General features: G+C 55.0%; 16 protein-coding genes and 2 pseudogenes. 11 read left to right on the forward strand and 7 right to left on the reverse strand.

What is annotated here, in order from left to right:
- The first annotated feature begins 27 nt into the window (after nucleotides 1-27).
- The 4 genes and pseudogenes from ACQE2I_RS04510 (at nucleotide 28) to ACQE2I_RS04525 (ending at nucleotide 2,044) form a co-directional block, all read left to right on the forward strand.
- Nucleotides 28-447, forward strand: coding sequence for an SRPBCC family protein (locus tag ACQE2I_RS04510; protein WP_427030269.1), 420 nt, complete (start codon nucleotides 28-30; stop codon nucleotides 445-447).
- Between the two features lie 152 nt (nucleotides 448-599).
- Nucleotides 600-758: pseudogene (locus ACQE2I_RS04515) on the forward strand (antibiotic biosynthesis monooxygenase family protein); the annotation flags it as partial.
- Between the two features lie 121 nt (nucleotides 759-879).
- Nucleotides 880-1,572, forward strand: coding sequence for a DUF899 domain-containing protein (locus tag ACQE2I_RS04520; RefSeq protein ID WP_427030271.1), 693 nt, complete (start codon nucleotides 880-882; stop codon nucleotides 1,570-1,572).
- Nucleotides 1,573-1,681: 109 nt separating this feature from the next.
- On the forward strand, nucleotides 1,682-2,044 hold the full coding sequence (locus tag ACQE2I_RS04525) for an iron chaperone (protein ID WP_427030273.1): 363 nt from the start codon (nucleotides 1,682-1,684) through the stop codon (nucleotides 2,042-2,044).
- Nucleotides 2,045-2,168: 124 nt separating this feature from the next.
- Here ACQE2I_RS04525 and ACQE2I_RS04530 read toward each other — a convergent pair whose 3' ends face one another.
- The 4 genes from ACQE2I_RS04530 to ilvC all read right to left on the reverse strand — a co-directional run bounded on the left by ACQE2I_RS04530 (nucleotide 2,169) and on the right by ilvC (nucleotide 7,518).
- Nucleotides 2,169-2,300 carry a putative transporter small subunit gene (locus ACQE2I_RS04530; protein ID WP_427030275.1) on the reverse strand — a complete coding sequence of 44 codons (132 nt, stop codon included), beginning with the start codon at nucleotides 2,298-2,300 and terminating at the stop codon, nucleotides 2,169-2,171.
- 72 nt (nucleotides 2,301-2,372) lie between these two features.
- Nucleotides 2,373-4,025: a sodium:solute symporter family protein gene (locus tag ACQE2I_RS04535; protein WP_427030277.1), complete on the reverse strand. Its 1,653-nt coding sequence runs from the start codon at nucleotides 4,023-4,025 to the stop codon at nucleotides 2,373-2,375.
- Nucleotides 4,026-4,393: 368 nt separating this feature from the next.
- The gene (modF, locus tag ACQE2I_RS04540; protein ID WP_427030279.1) at nucleotides 4,394-5,866 is read right to left on the reverse strand and encodes a molybdate ABC transporter ATP-binding protein ModF; all 1,473 of its coding nucleotides are present in this window, start codon (nucleotides 5,864-5,866) and stop codon (nucleotides 4,394-4,396) included.
- Nucleotides 5,867-6,045: 179 nt separating this feature from the next.
- Nucleotides 6,046-7,518 (reverse strand): ketol-acid reductoisomerase, encoded by a 1,473-nt coding sequence (gene ilvC, locus ACQE2I_RS04545; RefSeq protein WP_427030280.1) that lies wholly within the window; start codon nucleotides 7,516-7,518, stop codon nucleotides 6,046-6,048.
- 195 nt (nucleotides 7,519-7,713) lie between these two features.
- Here ilvC and ilvY point away from each other — a divergent pair, with 195 nt between their 5' ends.
- Nucleotides 7,714-8,592 (forward strand): HTH-type transcriptional activator IlvY, encoded by an 879-nt coding sequence (gene ilvY, locus ACQE2I_RS04550; protein ID WP_427030281.1) that lies wholly within the window; start codon nucleotides 7,714-7,716, stop codon nucleotides 8,590-8,592.
- 383 nt (nucleotides 8,593-8,975) lie between these two features.
- Entirely contained in the window at nucleotides 8,976-9,446 is a 471-nt protein-coding gene (locus ACQE2I_RS04555; protein WP_427030282.1) for a GFA family protein, read from the forward strand.
- Here ACQE2I_RS04555 and ACQE2I_RS04560 read toward each other — a convergent pair.
- On the reverse strand, nucleotides 9,443-10,180 hold the full coding sequence (locus ACQE2I_RS04560) for a CDP-alcohol phosphatidyltransferase family protein (RefSeq protein ID WP_427030283.1): 738 nt from the start codon (nucleotides 10,178-10,180) through the stop codon (nucleotides 9,443-9,445). The genes ACQE2I_RS04555 and ACQE2I_RS04560 overlap by 4 nt on opposite strands.
- 324 nt (nucleotides 10,181-10,504) lie before the next feature.
- On the opposite strand from ACQE2I_RS04560, the gene ACQE2I_RS04565 reads away from it, so the two are divergent.
- The 4 genes and pseudogenes from ACQE2I_RS04565 to ACQE2I_RS04580 all read left to right on the forward strand — a co-directional run.
- Nucleotides 10,505-11,545 carry a zinc-dependent alcohol dehydrogenase gene (locus ACQE2I_RS04565; protein WP_427030284.1) on the forward strand — a complete coding sequence of 347 codons (1,041 nt, stop codon included), beginning with the start codon at nucleotides 10,505-10,507 and terminating at the stop codon, nucleotides 11,543-11,545.
- A 27-nt stretch (nucleotides 11,546-11,572) separates the two neighbouring features.
- Entirely contained in the window at nucleotides 11,573-11,971 is a 399-nt protein-coding gene (locus tag ACQE2I_RS04570) for a 6-pyruvoyl trahydropterin synthase family protein (protein ID WP_427030286.1), read from the forward strand.
- Nucleotides 11,968-13,917: a glycosyltransferase gene (locus tag ACQE2I_RS04575; RefSeq protein ID WP_427030288.1), complete on the forward strand. Its 1,950-nt coding sequence runs from the start codon at nucleotides 11,968-11,970 to the stop codon at nucleotides 13,915-13,917. Before ACQE2I_RS04570 ends, ACQE2I_RS04575 begins: the two co-directional genes overlap by 4 nt.
- A 4-nt stretch (nucleotides 13,918-13,921) precedes the next feature.
- Nucleotides 13,922-14,818 (forward strand): annotated as a pseudogene (locus ACQE2I_RS04580) (lysylphosphatidylglycerol synthase transmembrane domain-containing protein); the annotation flags it as partial.
- Nucleotides 14,819-14,881: 63 nt separating this feature from the next.
- Here the strand turns inward: ACQE2I_RS04580 and ACQE2I_RS04585 are convergent.
- Nucleotides 14,882-15,709: a RibD family protein gene (locus ACQE2I_RS04585; RefSeq protein WP_427031382.1), complete on the reverse strand. Its 828-nt coding sequence runs from the start codon at nucleotides 15,707-15,709 to the stop codon at nucleotides 14,882-14,884.
- Nucleotides 15,710-15,821: 112 nt separating this feature from the next.
- Here ACQE2I_RS04585 and ribA point away from each other — a divergent pair, with 112 nt between their 5' ends.
- Nucleotides 15,822-16,925 carry a GTP cyclohydrolase II RibA gene (ribA, locus tag ACQE2I_RS04590; protein ID WP_427030289.1) on the forward strand — a complete coding sequence of 368 codons (1,104 nt, stop codon included), beginning with the start codon at nucleotides 15,822-15,824 and terminating at the stop codon, nucleotides 16,923-16,925.
- A gap of 9 nt (nucleotides 16,926-16,934) precedes the next feature.
- Here ribA and ACQE2I_RS04595 read toward each other — a convergent pair whose 3' ends face one another.
- The gene (locus ACQE2I_RS04595; RefSeq protein WP_427030291.1) at nucleotides 16,935-17,711 is read right to left on the reverse strand and encodes a creatininase family protein; all 777 of its coding nucleotides are present in this window, start codon (nucleotides 17,709-17,711) and stop codon (nucleotides 16,935-16,937) included.
- Nucleotides 17,712-17,730: the final 19 nt, after the last annotated feature.

Below are 17,730 nucleotides of genomic sequence, written 5' to 3' on the forward strand. Positions count from 1 at the left end.
AGCGGACACCACTTTAGGACAACCCACATGAAAATCACCATTGAGACTGTCGTAAAAGCTAACCTGAGCAGCGTCTGGGATATTTGGAATAATCCGGAGGACATCAAACAGTGGAATACCGCGCAAGACGACTGGCACACTACGCGGAGTACCGTTGATCTACGCGAAGGCGGGACATTCTCCTCACGGATGGAAGCCAAAGATGGCAGCATAGGCTTTGACTTCGAGGGCACATACACCCGTGTTGTGCCCCACCGCATCATTGAATACCGCATGAGCGACGGACGAGAGGCGAAGGTGGAATTTATGCAGCACGGCGACAGCGTCCATATAAAAACAACTTTCGACGCGGAGAACGAGAACCCAACGGAGATGCAACAAGCAGGTTGGCAGGCCATCTCGGACAACTTCGGCAGGTATGTAGAGGCGAAGCAGCAAGCAAAGTAGAAAAGTCCAACAAGGCACTCCAGCCGCCCCCAGCCTTTGCTTGCTGCGGCGAGGGGAGCGGCCACTTCGCGCTTGCTTGTGAGTAGCTAATCAAGCGCGGCGCTCGGATGTCTTTGCCTCTGCTGCGCTGCGTCTAAATGCCTGAGGGACTTATGTCAGAGATAGCCCAAACCCCTGAACCTCCCTACTATGCGGTTATTTTTACCAGCTATCGCACGGAAGGTGACAATGGGTACGCCGAGATGGCGGCCCGCATGGTCGCGCTAGCCGCTGAGCAGCCCGGTTTTCTGGGTATCGAGTCTGCCCGAGAAGGCTTAGTTTCTTTTCCAACGCCGGGCATGCTAAAGGCGTTTGGCTAAGTGTCCGGCATAGCGCTTTTGGAGAGTTTAACTACGCTGTTATATCGAAGCCGGTCAGATAGAGGTTCTTAAGATGCCGTCAATCAAGCAACCCTTACCCCAAGTCGTTTCTCATGAGGCGTGGGAAGCCGCACTCGGTCAGTTGCTAACGAAAGAAAAAGAGCTCACCCGCGCGCGTGACGCACTGAACGCGGAGCGTCGCAAGCTGCCCATGGTGAAAATGGAGAAGAAGTCCTATGCCTTCCAGGGCGATAACGGACCAGCATCCCTGCTGGACCTGTTTGAAGGGCGTCGTCAACTCATTGTTTATCATTTCATGTTTGCACCTGATTGGAACGCTGGCTGTGATGGGTGCTCGTGGGTGGCTGACGCCATGACACATCCGGCCCATCTCCATGCGCGTGATACTTCGCTGGTGATGGTGTCACGGGCACCATTGGAAAAACTCAAGCAGTACAAATCGCGGATGGGGTGGGCTTATCCTATTCCATGGTATTCGTCTTACGAGAGCGACTTTAACGTCGATTTTGGCGTCACCACCGATGAAGGTGAAAGGCACGGTGCCAGCGTATTTCTTCGCGACGGCAACGATATATATCGCACCTATTTTACCGGTGCGCGTGGTGTTGAATATCTCGGCAGTCTCTGGACCTATTTAGACTTGACCCTGTTTGGCCGCCAGGAGACCTGGGAAGATTCTCCAGAAGGTTGGCCACAGACGGTGCCGTATGGTTGGAACCGCCGCCACGACGAGTATGACGACTAAGCGTTAGGTTGGGCTAATAGCCCCTCCCAGCGGCAGCACTTTCGATGTGGCTTTGCCCGTATTCCGTAATTGAATGGCGACAAGCAGCTATGTTTAAGAGACTTATGGTATGAGTTCAAACAAGTTTAATTCAGTGGAAGATTACTTGGAGTCATTGGACTCTAAGCAAGGAAATACACTTAGGGGCGTCATTGACGTAACCCTCAAAAATTTTCCTGACTTAGATTGCAAGCTAGCGTGGAACGTTCCACAGATTTGTAGAGGTAGTGGTTACGTGTTTGGCGTATCAGCGCTGAAGCGACACCTTGCGCTGGCCCCCTGGAGTGCCAATGTGATAGAAGCCTTTAAGGCAAGGCTAGAAAGCGAAGGTTACGTTGTTAAGAAGAACTTATTTCAGATTCCCAACGACTGGGAAATTGATGAAAAATTATTAAGTGACCTGGTAGCGGCGCGGCTTGCTGAGCTGGTGTGATGTTGGTTAATAAGGAGTTAGTTGCCCTTCATGCAGCCACTTACCAGTGCAACTACGGCAATCCTTTGCCGCTTTTAGACTCCTTTCTGTTTGTATTACTACTATCCAACGATTAGTAGCTACTTCAAACCAACTCACGCTTATCGCGTCGTGCAACGCGAATGTCTTTTACGGTGGCTATGCCGATAACCGCTAAGACAGCGAGCGAAATCAACGGCCAGATCAGTACATATAGTGCCAATATAAAGGTTTGCATATGCTTTCCTATTGTCTGGCTGGTGCGCTATAGCGCACCAGTGAATGGAATGGCTTTAGCGTGACTCAGTGCTCAGGCCTGAACGGCAGGCTTGGCCGGGTCATAGTTGATCACATTCTGATCAATCTGCGCGAAGTCGAACTTGCTTGAACTCGCCAGGCTGACAGCGATGCAGACAATAGTGCTAACACCGTAGGCCATTAATGAGGCCAGCAGTACCGTATACTCCCGTAGGAAACCAGCGAAGAAAAAGGCCAGTACGATGGCGCTGAGCACGCCGACGATTAAACCGGCCCGGCGCCCGCAGAACCCGAAGGCCATCAGGCCGAGCACCACACCACCACCTACGGCAGCGAGTAATTCGAACAGCCCCGCAATCACGCCGACCATAGTCAGCAACTCAAAGCGGGCGACGCAGAACATCAGCAAGCCCGCGATCACCGCTGAGGTGAAGGCGGTATTGGTTACCCGATCCCAGAAACAGCTGGCGATAACCGGGAACACAATGGCACCCCAAAGCGCGCCAACGAAGACCAACATGATAAGAATATCCATCGAGAAGCTGGCGAGAATCACCCCGACCAGCGTCGCGACGACCATGGTCAGCCTGCCAATAAACAGCATTTTGGTCGGATTAGGTTTGTTTTTAGCGATGTTCTTGCCATATATATCGGCCATCACAATCGCCGACATAGCGGAAAGGTCCGAATCGGCAGTGGAAGAGAGCGAGCCAATTACCAGAATGAAGAACAGACCGATAAATACCGGTGAAAGGTACATCGAGACCATTTGCGGTATCAGGTTGTTCATGTCGCCATTCATGGGCTCCAGGCCGGTCATCAGCGCCATCAAGCCAATCATGCCCAGGCCAATCACGATCGCACCGTAACCAATAGTCGCGGTGATAAAGGTCGGTTTGATATGGCTTTCACGCACGGCGAAGAGCCGCTGGGAGATGGTCTGGTTACCAATCGCGTAGGCCAGCACCGCCACAAAGAAGGGCGCGCCTTGATTGAGAATGGCGTCCATCGAGAACAGATTGGCTTGCTCTGGGGTGAGCAAACTCATGCCGTCTGATAGCGTTTGTGGGCCGCCGAGGGCGAACATCACCGCCGGAATAATCAGGATGGCGACGGCCATCATCGCCATCAACTGAGCAAAATCCGTCAGCACCGAGGCGCGGAATCCTGACCACAGCGTGTAGGAGAGCACCCCGACCCCGGCAATGATGACGCCAGCTTGGAACGACAGGGGGGAGAGTACCGAGACCAGCGCGCCGGAAGCCGTGAAGTTAACCATCAGGCTGATAATGCTGCCCAGAATGTTAGAAGAGGCGAGAATTAACTGGCTGGAAGAGCCATGCCGGGCATGGATAAGCTCACCGAGGGTGTGCGCATTGGGGGCCAGTTGACGAAAGCGGCGCCCAAAAGGGTAGATGAACAGAATCATCAGCGCACCCCAGAGGCCGTAATGCAAGGGGCCGGAAATGCCGTAGGTATAACCCGAGGTGGCGGCGGCGTAAAACGAGGCAGCCCAGATCCAAGTAGCGGTCATGCTGGCAGCGCCGAGACCAAAGCCGATCTGATGATTGGACACCATGAAAGCGTCAGTATTTTCCTTTTTCTGTTTAATCAGCAAGGTCAGCAGGTAAGTGCCGCCGTAAAAGGCCGCCAATAAAGCGAGTACGGTCAGCGTCGAGAATTGATAAAAACTTTCTTCGTTCATTGAATCCCCATAGGCTTTTGCAGCCCTAGAATCCTAAATAGCAACCAGCGTTCCGTTAACGGAGTGGCCGCCAGAGGACGTAAGCAAAAACAGAACATCTTTCTAGGTATGTCTGTAGCGAGATGAGACTGTGATTGGCAGTCTGGTCGTGCAAAGTAAGGCGTTGAAAACGCCTTAAGTACGGAGGCGGATAACCCCCCACAGTGAAGCGCAACAAAGCGCTGGGAGGGTCGATCCGGATGGCTACCCTACTCCCTTAAGATCGAATAGTACAGGTTGAAGCCCGGCACGCCGGGAATCTGACGACGGGTAGCTACGTCGTGCCATGAAATTGTCGGTAAGTGAAGAGCTGCTCACAGCGGCGGGCGCTAGTGATTCTTCGCCAACCCCAAGTAGTGCTCTATGCCGTCTATTTTATCTTCGGCGTGGTGATTGACGTATAAAACAGTCGTCTCTGAGCCTTGGCAGATTTTTTCGATAAGGGCGAGGACGAGCTGGCGGTTAATGTCGTCAAGGCCGAGGCAGGGCTCGTCTAAGATCAACAGCGGCGGGTGTTTGACCATCGCGCGGGCGATGAGCAGCAAACGCTGGTCGCCGTAGGAAAGCTTGTTAAAAGGCTGGTCGGCGCGATCTTTCATACTCAATAGTTCGAGCCATTGGTCGGCAATTCTCTTTTGCTTATCGGTGGGTTTGGTGTACATACCGATGCTGTCGTAGAAGCCGGAAATGATCACGTTTTTGCAGCTGGTGCTAACGCGGTATTCCCATTGCAGGCCAGTGGAGACATAGCCGATAAACTGCTTGATCTGCCAGATGCTTTCACCGTTACCGCGCTGAAATCCAAACACAAAAATATCGTTGGTGTAGCACTGTGGATGATCGCCGGTGATCAACGATAAAACGCAGGTTTTGCCGCTACCGTTAGGGCCACTCAGTTGCCAGTGTTGGCCCTGTTCAATCGTCCAGTCGAGCTTATCGACAATCACGGTATCGCCGTATTGGATGGTCGCTTGCTTCAGTTTTACTAACGGCTGGCTGGGGTCGAGAGCGGGTAGTTGATTGGTTGGGTCGGCCTCGGGCACGCTTAAATCGGTAGTTTTCAAATGCAGTAATTGATAGAGCTCATTGAAGGCGGCGTTGTTCTGACGATCAACCGTGAGCGCTAATCGTCCCTTATCCCCACATTCTTTATCTAGATAAGCAACATGCGTGATGAAGCCTGGCATTTCATCAAAGCGATTCAGCACCATGACCATTGGAACGGTGTCGATGATGGAGGCGAGATGTGCTTGCAGCATGGCGAGTGTGTCGACGTCCAGGCCATCGAATGGCTCGTCTAAAATCAGCAAGTCCGGCTTGCTCGACAGCGCGCGAATCAGCATGACTTTGCGGGTTTCGCCTGTGGAGAGCTTGCGAAAAGCGCGGTCGAGTAGTGTCGTTAGCCCGAACTTTTCTACCAGTACGCTGGCGAGTTCAGGGTCTTGGCAGTGCTCGAAAATCATTTCATTGACGGGTGTGCCGAGTGAAATCACATCCATGATATCGGCATCGTCTTTTTTCAGCTCTTTGGCGATGAGTTCGGCTTGTGCTTCGAAAGAGACCAAACCGACGTTTTTGGGAAGCCCTTGAATACTGCCCGCTTCAATGTTGCCGACGCCCGCAAGCGTCGCCGCCAGGGCTGACTTGCCTGCACCATTGGTGCCAGTGATGACCCAATGTTGGTGGGGGTCGATGATCCAATCAATCTCGCTTAGGGTGAAGCGATCATCAAAACTGATCGTCGCTTTTTTTAGCTGAATATTGTTGAGCTGAATATTCTCTAAGCGGGTTAAAGGCTCCATTAATATGTTCCTTTCAATATTTAAAAAGTCAGTGTTTAAAAACAGAGTTTGAAAGCAGTGTTTAAAAAATTAGTATTTAAATAGTCAGAATTCGAATGAAATGAGACAAAAAAGCCGAGAATATCGTGGCGATATCTCGGCTTTTAGATGACTCAGCGGTCTATCATTTAATCAGCCGATTAAATGATCTTTTTCATGTCGGCCATGTGGCCACGAAGAACCGCGCCAACAGCTTCTACCGGGTGAGCGCGAAGTGTATCGTTGACTGCGATTAAACGCGCGTTATCAACACCGTTGTCGTCTAGATTAAGACCTTTACCGATCACATCGGATTTGATGCCTTTCATAAAGTCAGCCAACAGCGGCACGCACGCGTGGTTGTACAGGTAGCAACCGTATTCCGCTGTATCAGAGATGGTCGCGTTCATTTCGTAGAGTTTCTTACGCGCGATGGTGTTGGCGATAAGCGGCGTTTCGTGTAGGGATTCGTAGTAAGCAGACTCAGCGATAATGCCTGCGGCGGTCATGGTTTCGAAAGCCAGCTCAACGCCTGCCTTAACCATCGCCACCATCAAGATGCCGTTATCGAAGTATTCCTGTTCAGAAATTTCTACGTCACCAGCAGGTGTTTTCTCGAAGTTGGTCTCGGCTGTTTCTGCACGCCATTTTAGTAGGTTAGCGTCATCGTTCGCCCAGTCTTCCATCATTGTGTGCGAGAAGTGGCCACTCATGATGTCGTCTTGGTGCTTGTTGTACAGCGGGCGCATGATGTCTTTTAACTCTTCAGCAAGATCAAAGGCTTTGATCTTCGCTGGGTTAGAAAGACGATCCAACATGTTGGTCACGCCGCCGTACTTCAATGCTTCGGTGACGTTTTCCCAGCCGTACTGGATCAGCTTTGAGGCGTAGCCAGGTTCAATGCCTTCTTCGATCATTTTGTCGAAGCAAAGGATCGAACCGGTTTGCAGCATGCCGCAAAGGATCGTTTGCTCACCCATCAGGTCGGATTTAACTTCCGCGATGAAAGAAGACATCAACACGCCGGCTTTGTGGCCGCCAGTACCCACCGCGTAGGCTTTTGCCAAAGCAAGTCCTTCGCCTTTAGGATCGTTGGCTTCGTGAACAGCGATCAATGTGGGCACACCGAAACCACGCACGTATTCAGCGCGAACTTCAGAGCCCGGGCACTTGGGCGCCACCATGATCACGGTCAAGTCTTCACGGACTTTCATGCCTTCTTCTACGATGTTGAAACCGTGAGAGTAAGACAGGCAAGCGCCTTCTTTCATCAGCGGCATCACGGCCGTCACAACAGACGAGTGCTGTTTATCAGGCGTGAGGTTCAAAACAATGTCTGCCGTTGGGATCAACTCTTGGTAAGTACCCACAACAAAACCGTTCTCGGTGGCGTTTTGCCAAGACTGACGCTTTTGTTCAATGGCCTCAGGGCGCAATGCGTAAGCAACGTCTAAGCCGCTATCGCGTAGGTTCAAGCCTTGGTTGAGGCCTTGCGCACCACAACCGATGACCACCATTTTTTTGCCTTTTAGCGCTTCTACGCCATCAGCAAATTCAGAACTGTACATAAAACGACATTTTGCGAGTTGAGCCAATTGCTCGCGTAGAGGCAGCGTATTGAAGTAGTTAGCCATCGTTAGCATCCTATGTTGTGTGATCACGACATCGATGTAAGGGACACCGATGCTAAAAAAAGTGGCACAGCCGCTGGATGCAAGACCCAGGGTTATGTGAGTAGGGTCAATTTATACAAAAATAACTATTTCTTAAATTGATATATTTGCAACAGCACGTCCCTTTTTCTGCAAAACCCTATTATCATGGCATTTATGAATTTTAAAACGTTAAAACAATTCCTCGCCTTGGCAGAAACCCTGCATTTCGGTCGTGCTAGCGATGAGTGTTATATCAGCATTTCTGCCTTGTCGCGCAATATCCGTCATTTGGAAGACGAGCTGGGCGTGCCGCTGTTTAATCGCGACAACCGTACCGTGGTGTTGACCCAAGAAGGGCAAAAATTTCTCAACTATGCCCGCGATGCCAGTAGCCAGTGGAATTTGATTCGCCATGAATTAACCGACAATCCTGATCAATTAAGCGGTGAAATTAGCTTGTACGGTTCAGTCACCGCTAGCTACAGCTTTCTGTACGAGCTGCTGCGCCGCTTTCGTATTGCCTACCCGGTGATTGAAATTAAGTTGCGCACCGGTGATCCCGAGCATGCGATTGCGCATGTTCTCGATGGTAAAGAAGACCTTAGCATTGCTGCTCAGCCTGCAAACTTGCCTCGTGGCCTGGCATTCAAACCCATCGCTACGTCGCCTTTACTGTTTATAGCGCCGCTTGAGCAGCAAGTGCCGAATGTGCCCACCAGCACCCCAACCACAGCGAAAGAGTGGGCGAGCATCCCGATGATTCTATCGGAGAGTGGTGTCTCTAGAACCCGTGTGGATGAATGGTTTCGTCGGCAAGGCATCTCCCCGCGCATTTATGCACAAGTCACCGGTAATGAAGCCATTGTGAGCATGGTGAGCTTGGGTTTTGGTATTGGCGTGGTGCCAAAAATCGTCCTCGACAACAGCCCCTTGATGGATCGCATCCGCGTGCTCGACGTGAAGCCGGAGCTGGAACCCTACGATATTGGTTTATTTACCTTAAAGAGAAACCTAAAAAACCCGTTGGTCGAGGCGTTTTGGAGCTTAATGTAGGGCCTGTAGGTTTTTTTAACAAAGGTTCGCTTTAAAAGGCTGGTTTGGCTATAAGGTTATAGAATTTTAAAGTAGCTGTTTGAGTGGACGAGGGGAGAAAACGTTAGGGAAGCTCTGAATAAGTCCCTGAAATCGGCGTAAGCTGTCTGGCCCAATGGTCAATTATCACATTCTACTCTGAATGAATGACCCCGTAGAAGTCACGCCTAGAACCCTTTGGTCCAGATCAATTGGGCGGCCAATAGGTCAAAAATTGTTTGTCAGCTGTGCGGAAAAATGAGGACGTAACGCTGGGTTGACTATAGTAAAAGAGAGATGGCTTAGCCGAGTCTAGGCGGTGTCTCTTTTTTACCCTCACTGGTAACCGCTTTGAAAGGGGCGTTATGCTGCTCGAAGGATCCTGCCATTGCCAAGCAGTTACATTCAGTGTGAAGTCGCACCACCCCTATCCCTTTAATCGCTGTTACTGCTCTATTTGCCGTAAAACTGCAGGCGGTGGCGGCTATGCCATCAACCTCAGTGGCGATAACAAGACACTCACGGTGAGTGGTGGCGAACACGTCACGGTCTACCGCGCGGTTATTAATCGCGAACAGAGCACCGGGGAGAGGCATTTTTGTAAGCACTGTGCCACGTCGCTATGGGTTTATGATCTTGACTGGCCTGATCTTGTGCACCCCTTCGCCTCAGCGATAGATACACCCCTGCCTACACCGCCTAAGCGGACGCACATGATGTTAGGGAGTAGGGCGGACTGGGTTGAGATAAACGCGGGATTCCAAGATAAGTGTTTCGATGAATACCCCAATGAGAGCCTTGCGGAGTGGCATCAACGCTTGGGGTTAGAGCGCTAGCCTCCTTCGTCTCGTTTTGATTTCTGGTGCAGCCACCACACATCAAACCCAAACGAGTAGGCAAGCGACAGCAGCGCGCTAATAGCGAGTAAGCTGGCAACCAGATGAGAGGTGAGCGGCGTTAATGCCAGTAGCAGCGCGACCACCTGCCAAACACACACCGCTTTGCGGCGAAAACTTGCAAACAGCGGCTGTGAGAGCCACTCGAATGGCCAGCTAGCAGCCACAAACAGGTAGCGCATCCCACCGATCAGCAGTACCCACAGCCCCAGCGATTCAAGCCGCAGCAGCCCCGCACAAAGTAGCAAAATCAGCAGCGCATCCAGCTCCATATCAAAGCGCGCGCCGAACAGTGAGTGGCTTTTGGTGTGCCTTGCAATCCAGCCGTCCACGCCATCCAGCAGCAGGGCGATCACCGCGATGGACAACCACTGCCATATTGCCTCGCTAAAGGCATTGTCGGCGAGGGCACCTGCCACTAACGCCACGAGCACCGCTCTTACCAGCGTAACCCGATTTGCCCAGCCCAGTGAGCCGTAGGGCCAGAAGATGACGAGCAATAGCGATATCACCGTGTAGAAGCCATAGGCGGTCCACCAGTTGGCAGGCGAGGCCATTAATAGCGGCAGCACTTTGCCCACTGCCAATAGCAGCAGACCTCCCAGCAGCAGCTCGCCAGCGCTATAAAGGCGCTTAGGTAGAGGATGAGAATAAGCATTTGAAAAAAGCGCCATGGTGACTCACGAAGCGGCGTCGCTGTCCGCAGTTGAAAAATGATGCAACTATTTTTATATGTACCATTCTTGTAGGAGAAGGTGGTGTTGTCTATAGAATATGAAAATAGAGCGCTTAGGCTCCATTGTTAACACTGCTAATCGAATATTTTCTTTTCTAACACTACGCTGAAGGGGGTGAACCATTGAACATCGTCACGCCTATGGCTCCTCACTGCGTGTTCAAGCCAAGGTTATCTACGTGCAACGCAATGGTGCGGCGCCCTATTCAATGGAGTGAAAACGAGCTCATGGCAATGGAGTTCGCAACGAAAAGGAATTGTTATGCCAGCGCCTGACGCTAATGGCGAAAATCGCCACGCTCGCCCAAAAAAACCTTATGCTCGCCCAAAAAAGTGTGCCAACGCTTTCTGGGTAACAAGCCCGGGCCAAGGCGAGCTGCGACAAGAATCGCTAAATGACCCTGCCCAGGATGAGGTGCTCATACGCACCTTGTACAGCGGTATTAGCCGTGGCACCGAATCGCTAGTGTTCAACGGCCGTGTGCCCGAAAGTGAATTTTCCCGCATGCGGGCACCTTTTCAAGAGGGTGAGTTTCCCGGCCCGATAAAGTACGGCTACTGCAGCGTTGGGCGCGTAGAAGACGGCCCTGAAGCGTTAATCGAGAAAACCGTTTTTTGCCTGTTTCCCCATCAAGATCACTACGTAGTGCCCGCTCCAGCGGTGCTTGAGGTGCCCAATATCGTGCCCGCTAAGCGCGCGGTACTGGCGGCTAATATGGAAACAGCCATCAATGGCGTATGGGACGCCGAGCCCATGCTGGGCGAGCGGGTGTGCGTTATTGGTGCGGGCGTCGTCGGCTTGCTGGTGGCGTATCTATGCGCCCGAATACCGGGTGTTAATGTTCATCTCATCGATATTAACCCAGAGCGCCGCGCTGTGGCCGAGCGGCTGGGGGTGACGTTTTGTGCAACTGAACAAGCCCCGGATAACCAGGACTGCGTGATTCATGCCAGCGGCCACTCTTCTGGCCTTCGCCAAGCGCTTGAATTAGTCGGTAGTGAAGGGCGCATTATTGAAATGAGCTGGTTTGGCGAGGGAGACGTCTCAATTCCATTAGGTGGCGCTTTTCACTCGCAGCGGCTTACGCTTAAGGCCAGCCAAGTGGGTCAATTGCCACCTAAATTACGCCCCCGCTGGGATTATCAGCGCCGCCTTCAATTAGCGCTAAGCCTCCTAGTGGATGAGCGTTTAGATGCACTCATCAGCGGGGAAAGCGACTTTGAGCAGTTGCCCACGCTTGCCCCTAAGCTATTTGGCTGCGGTAGCGTTGAGCTCTGCCACCGCCTGCACTACTCCTCATAACCCATTGACCTATCATTTGGAGTCTCTATGTTCCGTTTATGTGTCCGTGACCACTTTATGATTGCCCACAGTTTTAATGGTGAGATCTTTGGCCCTGCCCAGCGTACCCACGGCGCTACCTATGTTGTCGATGTAGTCTTTCAGCGCCTTGAGCTGGATGACGATGGCTTAGTCATCGATATCGGCCTTGCCAGCGAAACCGTGAAATCGGTACTGGCGGGCTACAACTTTCAAAACCTGGATGAGGTAAGCGAATTTAAAGGTAAAAACACCACCACCGAGTTTATGGCCAAAGTGATTTTTGACCAGCTCGCCAAAGCGATTGGCGAAGGGAAAATGGGCGCAACCGCCCAAGGGATCACCCGTATGGAGATCAAACTTCACGAATCCCATGTGGCCTGGGCCAGCTTCGAAGGCGCATTATGAGCCGGCGTTTTACTCTAATTGTTGCCGGTGACCCTGCTCAGCGCACCGGTGGCTATATCTACGATGCGCAGATCGTCTCGGCCTTGCGTGACCAGGGCTGGGATATTGACGTGGTGGGGTTAGCGGGTAGGTTTCCTGATGCCGACGCCGAGGCGTCGGCAGCGCTTGCCCAGGCGCTTGAATCGCTTCCCGAGCATGCCGCGGTGGTCATTGATGGCTTGGCCATGGGAGCGCTGCCTGACGTCGTCACTCAGCATGCTCAGCGCTTGGATATTACCGCGTTGCTTCACCACCCCTTAGGCGATGAGCTCGGCCTTAACGAAGCCGATCAGCAGCGCTTTCATCGCAGTGAACTAACGGCTCTTGCGCCTGTGGCGCGGATTATTGTCACTAGCCACTTTACCGCCCGGCGGTTGCCAGAGCTTGCGGCACTCTACGCCATGCCACTCAAGGCGGATGTCACTGTGGTTGAGCCAGGCGTTGCCCAGGCGCCGATTAGCCCAGCAGCGGCCCCCGGCGAGACGCTGCGCTTACTGTGTGTCGCCACGCTCACGCCGCGCAAAGGGCAGGATATTCTTGTTCAAGCGCTGGCGGGGGTCGCTGGTGACCACTGGCAGTGTGACTGTTACGGCGGCGCGCGCGATCCGGCGTTTACCCAGCGGGTACAACAACTGATTGAGCAAAATGGCTTACAGAGCAGCATGCAGCTACACGGAGAGTGTGGCAGCGAGACCCTGGAAGCTGCCTATCGAAGTGCCCACGCGCTGGTACTGCCCTCCTGGTATGAAGGTTACGGCATGGTGGTCACCGAAGCCCTGGCCCATGGCCTGCCGGTGATTACGACGACCGGCGGCGCGCTGCGCGATACCTTGCCGGAAGGCGCTGGGTTAAGCGTTGAGCCGGGCGATAGTGCGGCCCTTCAAGACGCCTTGAACTGCTTTTGCCATGATGCCGAGCTGCGCCAACAGTTGCGCCACGGGGCTGCTCAGGCCCGCGATGCGTTAAGCGATTGGCAGGCAGCAGGTACGGCGTTTGCGGCGGCGTTATCAGCCCAGAGCGACTCGGCAGACAGCTCGTTAAGCCTGCACGCCGGAAGTCAGTTTGAGACTGATTGGCTAACCTTGCGCGAAGCGGCCGACTTTGCATCGCGCAGCCAGCGCCTAGCGGGGCTAGCCGCCGAGTGGCTAGCTGCGCGGACGCAAACGCCACTGCTAGCGGATCTTGGCTGCGGCCGCGGCAGTAATATGCGCTTCCTCGCCCCGCGGCTGAACGGCCACCAGCGCTGGAAACTGATCGATCACGACGCCATTTTGTTGACCCAAGCGCGTCAACGAGCAGCCGGGTTAAGCGGCGATAAGGGGCATCCGCTGGCCATTGAAACCCACTGCGTATCGTTGCAGTCGCTTAGCGATGTGCCGATGGACGATGCACATTTGGTGACGGCGTCGGCTCTGCTGGATCTGGTTTCTCAACAGTGGATTGAGGCGCTGGTAGCAAGCTGTGTTGAACAGCGCCAAGCGCTGCTGGTCGCGCTAACTGTGACTGGCGAGTGGCACTTTACCGATCGCCAGGGTGAACTGGTATTGGATGACGAAGATCACTGGTTGCTGGCGATGTTTATCGCCCACCAGCAGCGCGATAAAGGCTTGGGCGATGCGCTCGGCGGCCATGCCCAGTCAGTCTTGGTCACAGTGCTAGAGGAGGCGGGCTACCGTATTGAACAAGCCGAGACACCCTGGCAGCTCGCCGCGGGCGATCGCGACCAACAGCCGTTGATGGCGGCGCTGCTTGATGGCTGGGCAGAAGCCGCGATGGAGCAAACTCCGCAGGCGGCGGGGCGCATTGCCGCCTGGCTTGGGCAGCGCCAGCAAGCGGTAGCGGATGGCAGCTTGGGCATTCGTGTTGGGCACCATGATTTATTCGCGATACCGCGGGCAGAGGGGTAGCCGGATGAGGATTGCTAGGCGGATACACGCACACTGGCAGCGAAGCCCATGGCTACGGCGAGGGTTAGTCAGCGCCGCGCTGTTAGGGGCGGTTGCGCTGTGGGTCGAGCCGCAAGCTATTCTAGCGGAGGTGCAGCGTTTTTCTGCCGGGTGGCTCGTAGTGGCGCTAGTCATTAGCACCTTACAAGTGATGCTATGCGCTTGGCGCTGGCAGTTCACCGCTGGGCTTATCGGCGTGCCGTTACGGTTTAGCTATGCCCTGCGCGAATACTATTTGGCACTGCTGGTTAATCAGCTGCTGCCCGGTGGTGTGCTGGGTGACGCCGGGCGAGCGCATCGCCATGCCAGCCAAGCACAGTCTCGCGGTCGCGCTTGGCGAGCGGTGATTATTGAACGTGCCTCAGGGCAGGTGGCCGTGGTGCTACTCTCGTTGAGCGCACTACTGCTTTCACCCCTCTGGTATAGCGTTTTGGGCGGGGCGTGGATCGCAACGGTTGGTCTCGGCAGCGCGGCGGCACTGGCCATGGCGATCGCCGGTGGCCTGCTGTGGCGTCAGCGCTTAAACGCTTGGTTAGGGCAACTGCCTAACGGGTACCAGGCCTTGGCCCGCGACCTAAAGCGCGGCTTACTAACGCGCGGTGTGTGGCTTAAGCAGTTGCTTTCTTCGTTGCTGATTGTGCTGAGTTACGGTGCGGTCATGGTGTGCGCGGCGCGAGCGATTGGCGTTGCGCTACCGGCGCTGGAACTGCTTGCGCTAACTCCGGTGCTGCTGTTGGCGATGCTCATTCCGTTTTCGGTGGCGGGCTGGGGTTTACGCGAAGGCGCGGCCGCTGGGGTGTGGGCGTTAGTCGGCTTGCCGTCTGCCCAGGGTGTAGCCGTGTCGTTGGCCTATGGCGTCATCGTGCTACTGGCCTGCCTACCCGGCCTTGGGGTCGCTTTGAGCCGTCGCCGCAGCGCTCAGCCGTCAGGCGGGCAAGGGTCGCAGGCGCATATCGAACAGCGTGTCGTCACCGCAACGGAAGGTGCGCGTGGGCGGGCGCAGCGCACTCTCAAGCGTCTCGATGGGCGTCATTTTGAGCCCCGGCCTGCCGGAGCCGATCAGCAGTGGCGCGACCAGCAGGTGCAGCCGGTCAACGCAGCCCGCTTCGATAAATTGAGAAACCGTGATGCCGCCACCTTCGACCAGCACGCGGGGCAAGCCTTTGTCGGCCAGCAGGGCAATGACCTCGCTGGGCTTGAACTGGCCGTGTTCATTCAGCCCCAGCGCGCAGCGCTGAACGTGGCAAGAGTGCGCAGCTTGCGCCACGTCGGGTCCCACAACATGCAGCGTCGGGGAGGTGTCGGCACACAGCAGCGCCAAGTCATGCGGCACCCGCCCACGCGGGTCCAGTATCACCCGGGTCGGATTGCTACCGCTAACGTGGCGTACGGTCAATTGCGGGTTGTCGACACTGGCTGTCCCTGCGCCGACGATCACCGCGTCAACCAGCGCGCGCAGGCGGTGCAAATGGACCAAGCTTTCATAACCGTTGATGTAGTGGGAGTGGCCGCTTTCCGTCGCAATGCGGCCATCCATGCTCTGGCCCAGTTGAGCGATTACCCACGCCGGACAACGGGCGAGTGGCGTCAGGCAGTCCAGCAATTCACGCGCCTCAGCGGTGACCGTCTGGTGCGTTTGCCACTCGCCGTTAAGTACCTTGATGGGCACGGCGCAAGGGTGCTGATGACGCACCGCCAGCAGCCATTCCCAGGCGTCGGCCAGCGCAATAATGTTGACATGGGAGTCGGGCATGGCGCCTCCGCGCTAAAAAAGCCGCTTTATCATGCGGGCCCTATTAACTCAGAGCAAGCGTATTCAGCACAAGCGCGTAACGTCCCCCACGCTAGGAAGCCAGGAGGCCTACATGTACCAGATTGAACGAGCTATTTTCGATATCCGTCGTGGATTGCCAGTGGTGGTGAATGCCGGTGAGCAGCGGCTGCTTGTGCAGGCGTTAGAAGGCAGCGACTCGGTAGAAGCGCTGGCCCAATTGGCGGGCCAGCGGCCTTCGCTGGTACTGACTCGCCACCGCTTAGCCGCGATGGGAGTGACGTTAGCCGCCGAGGCAGCAAGTCTGCCGTTAGTGGTTCGCATCACCACCAACGAGCTGCATGAATTGGCCGCGGCCGAAACACTCAAGCAGCCTGCGGGTGAGCTATCCAGCCGCTTAAAATCGGCCGGGATAGCCGAGCTTGGTGCGGTCACGCTGATGCGCCGCGCCCTGCTTATTCCAGCCGCATTATGTGCCTTTGTGAGCGAAAAAGCCGCGGCGGATATCGAACAGCAGTTGGCAGAAGGGCGGCTGTTAGCCGTCGATGCCAACGATGCTGAACAGTGCTTGGCCGGGGCGCCGGGCATGCTTAAGAGAATTAGCGAAGCCAATATTCCTTTGGAAGACGCTGCCGACAGCCGTTTTGTCCTGTTCCGCGAGCCAGACGGCCTGCGTGAACACGTCGCCGTGGTTATCGGTCCGCCCGAAGAGTGGCAAAACGCGGTGCCGCTACGGCTGCATTCGGCGTGCCTTACCGGGGATTTGTTTGGCAGTCTGCGCTGCGACTGCGGCGAACAACTGCGCAATGCGGTGGCGGATATCAAAGCCATGGGCGGCGGCGTACTGCTCTATCTGGCGCAAGAAGGCCGTGGCATTGGCCTGGCCAATAAGCTGCGCGCCTATACCCTGCAGGATGGTGGTTTGGATACCGTCGATGCGGATCAGGTGCTGGGCTTTGGTGACGATGAGCGCCAGTATGCGGTAGCGGTGGATATGCTTAACGCATTAGCCATTTCCCAAGTGCGGCTACTGACCAATAACCCCCTCAAGATGGAAGCATTGCGCCAGGGCGGCATTGAAGTGGTATCGCGTCAGCCGCTATATGGCAGTGTTACTGACCAAAACCACCGCTACTTGAATGCTAAAGCAACTCGCGGTGGCCATCTGTTGGAAGAGGTTTTAAACGGTCAGTCTTAAAAAACAGCGCTAGCCTTTTGAGAACGGCGGCAGATGAGCGGTTTCCGTTACCACAGCCGCCAGCTGTTTGGCGTAGTGCTTCACTAGCTGCTCGCCCAATTCAGCGCTTGCGTGGCTGGCATCCCCGGCCACACCCTGGGCGCTCAAGTCTTCCGCTAACCAAGCGTACGCTGCGGCACCTTCGGCACTGACTAAGGCGTCGCCCTTGGGTGCTGCAGGCGGTGTGGCTTGATAGTGTTCTAGTTGCACCAGCGAGGGTGCCAAATAGCGCATCATCGCGGTTTCGAGTAACCCGCCGTGCAAGCCGTAGCGCAGCTCTTCAGATGCAATCGCACCCTCCATGGGCGGCAGCCGGGTGTAGGTGGCTTTCACCACGCGCATGCTATGCCGCCGCCGCAGCGTTAAACCTGCCAAATCCATTACCGCTTTGTTACCGCCGTGGCTGTTAAGCAGCACTAAACGACGAATTCCCGCCCGCGCCAGGCTGTCGCCGTAGGCTTCTAGGGTGGCAATCGCCAGTGGCGCTGGCAGGCTTAGCGTGCCGGGGAAGCTGGCGTGCTCACCGCTGGCACCCACGGCAATCGGAGGCAGGCAGATAACGTCAAGCGAAGGGTCAAGCGCTTCCAGCATGGCCGCCTGAAGCCCTTCACCAATGGTGAGGTCGGTGGCTAAGGGAAGATGAGTGCCGTGCTGTTCGATGGCGCCAAGTACCAGCACCGCCACCGGGTCGCGCTGGGCGAACTCGGCTAGCTGCGGTGCGGTGAGCGTTTGCCAGTGGTAAATCATGCGTGAAAGGCCTTTCAGT

The sequence above is a fragment of the Halomonas sp. H2 genome, from assembly GCF_050215315.1.
Classification (GTDB): Bacteria; Pseudomonadota; Gammaproteobacteria; order Pseudomonadales; family Halomonadaceae; genus Vreelandella.

Coding starts and splice junctions, on each gene's coding strand:
- ilvC (WP_427030280.1), bottom strand. CDS start 7,518: ATGGCTAACTACTTCAATACGCTGCCTCTACGCGAGCAATTGGCTCAA.
- ACQE2I_RS04565 (WP_427030284.1), top strand. CDS start 10,505: ATGCCAGCGCCTGACGCTAATGGCGAAAATCGCCACGCTCGCCCAAAA.
- ACQE2I_RS04560 (WP_427030283.1), bottom strand. CDS start 10,180: ATGGCGCTTTTTTCAAATGCTTATTCTCATCCTCTACCTAAGCGCCTT.
- ACQE2I_RS04525 (WP_427030273.1), top strand. CDS start 1,682: ATGAGTTCAAACAAGTTTAATTCAGTGGAAGATTACTTGGAGTCATTG.
- ACQE2I_RS04585 (WP_427031382.1), bottom strand. CDS start 15,709: ATGCCCGACTCCCATGTCAACATTATTGCGCTGGCCGACGCCTGGGAA.
- ACQE2I_RS04570 (WP_427030286.1), top strand. CDS start 11,573: ATGTTCCGTTTATGTGTCCGTGACCACTTTATGATTGCCCACAGTTTT.
- modF (WP_427030279.1), bottom strand. CDS start 5,866: ATGGAGCCTTTAACCCGCTTAGAGAATATTCAGCTCAACAATATTCAG.
- ACQE2I_RS04520 (WP_427030271.1), top strand. CDS start 880: ATGCCGTCAATCAAGCAACCCTTACCCCAAGTCGTTTCTCATGAGGCG.
- ACQE2I_RS04530 (WP_427030275.1), bottom strand. CDS start 2,300: ATGCAAACCTTTATATTGGCACTATATGTACTGATCTGGCCGTTGATT.
- ACQE2I_RS04535 (WP_427030277.1), bottom strand. CDS start 4,025: ATGAACGAAGAAAGTTTTTATCAATTCTCGACGCTGACCGTACTCGCT.
- ACQE2I_RS04510 (WP_427030269.1), top strand. CDS start 28: ATGAAAATCACCATTGAGACTGTCGTAAAAGCTAACCTGAGCAGCGTC.
- ACQE2I_RS04555 (WP_427030282.1), top strand. CDS start 8,976: ATGCTGCTCGAAGGATCCTGCCATTGCCAAGCAGTTACATTCAGTGTG.
- ACQE2I_RS04595 (WP_427030291.1), bottom strand. CDS start 17,711: ATGATTTACCACTGGCAAACGCTCACCGCACCGCAGCTAGCCGAGTTC.
- ACQE2I_RS04575 (WP_427030288.1), top strand. CDS start 11,968: ATGAGCCGGCGTTTTACTCTAATTGTTGCCGGTGACCCTGCTCAGCGC.
- ribA (WP_427030289.1), top strand. CDS start 15,822: ATGTACCAGATTGAACGAGCTATTTTCGATATCCGTCGTGGATTGCCA.
- ilvY (WP_427030281.1), top strand. CDS start 7,714: ATGAATTTTAAAACGTTAAAACAATTCCTCGCCTTGGCAGAAACCCTG.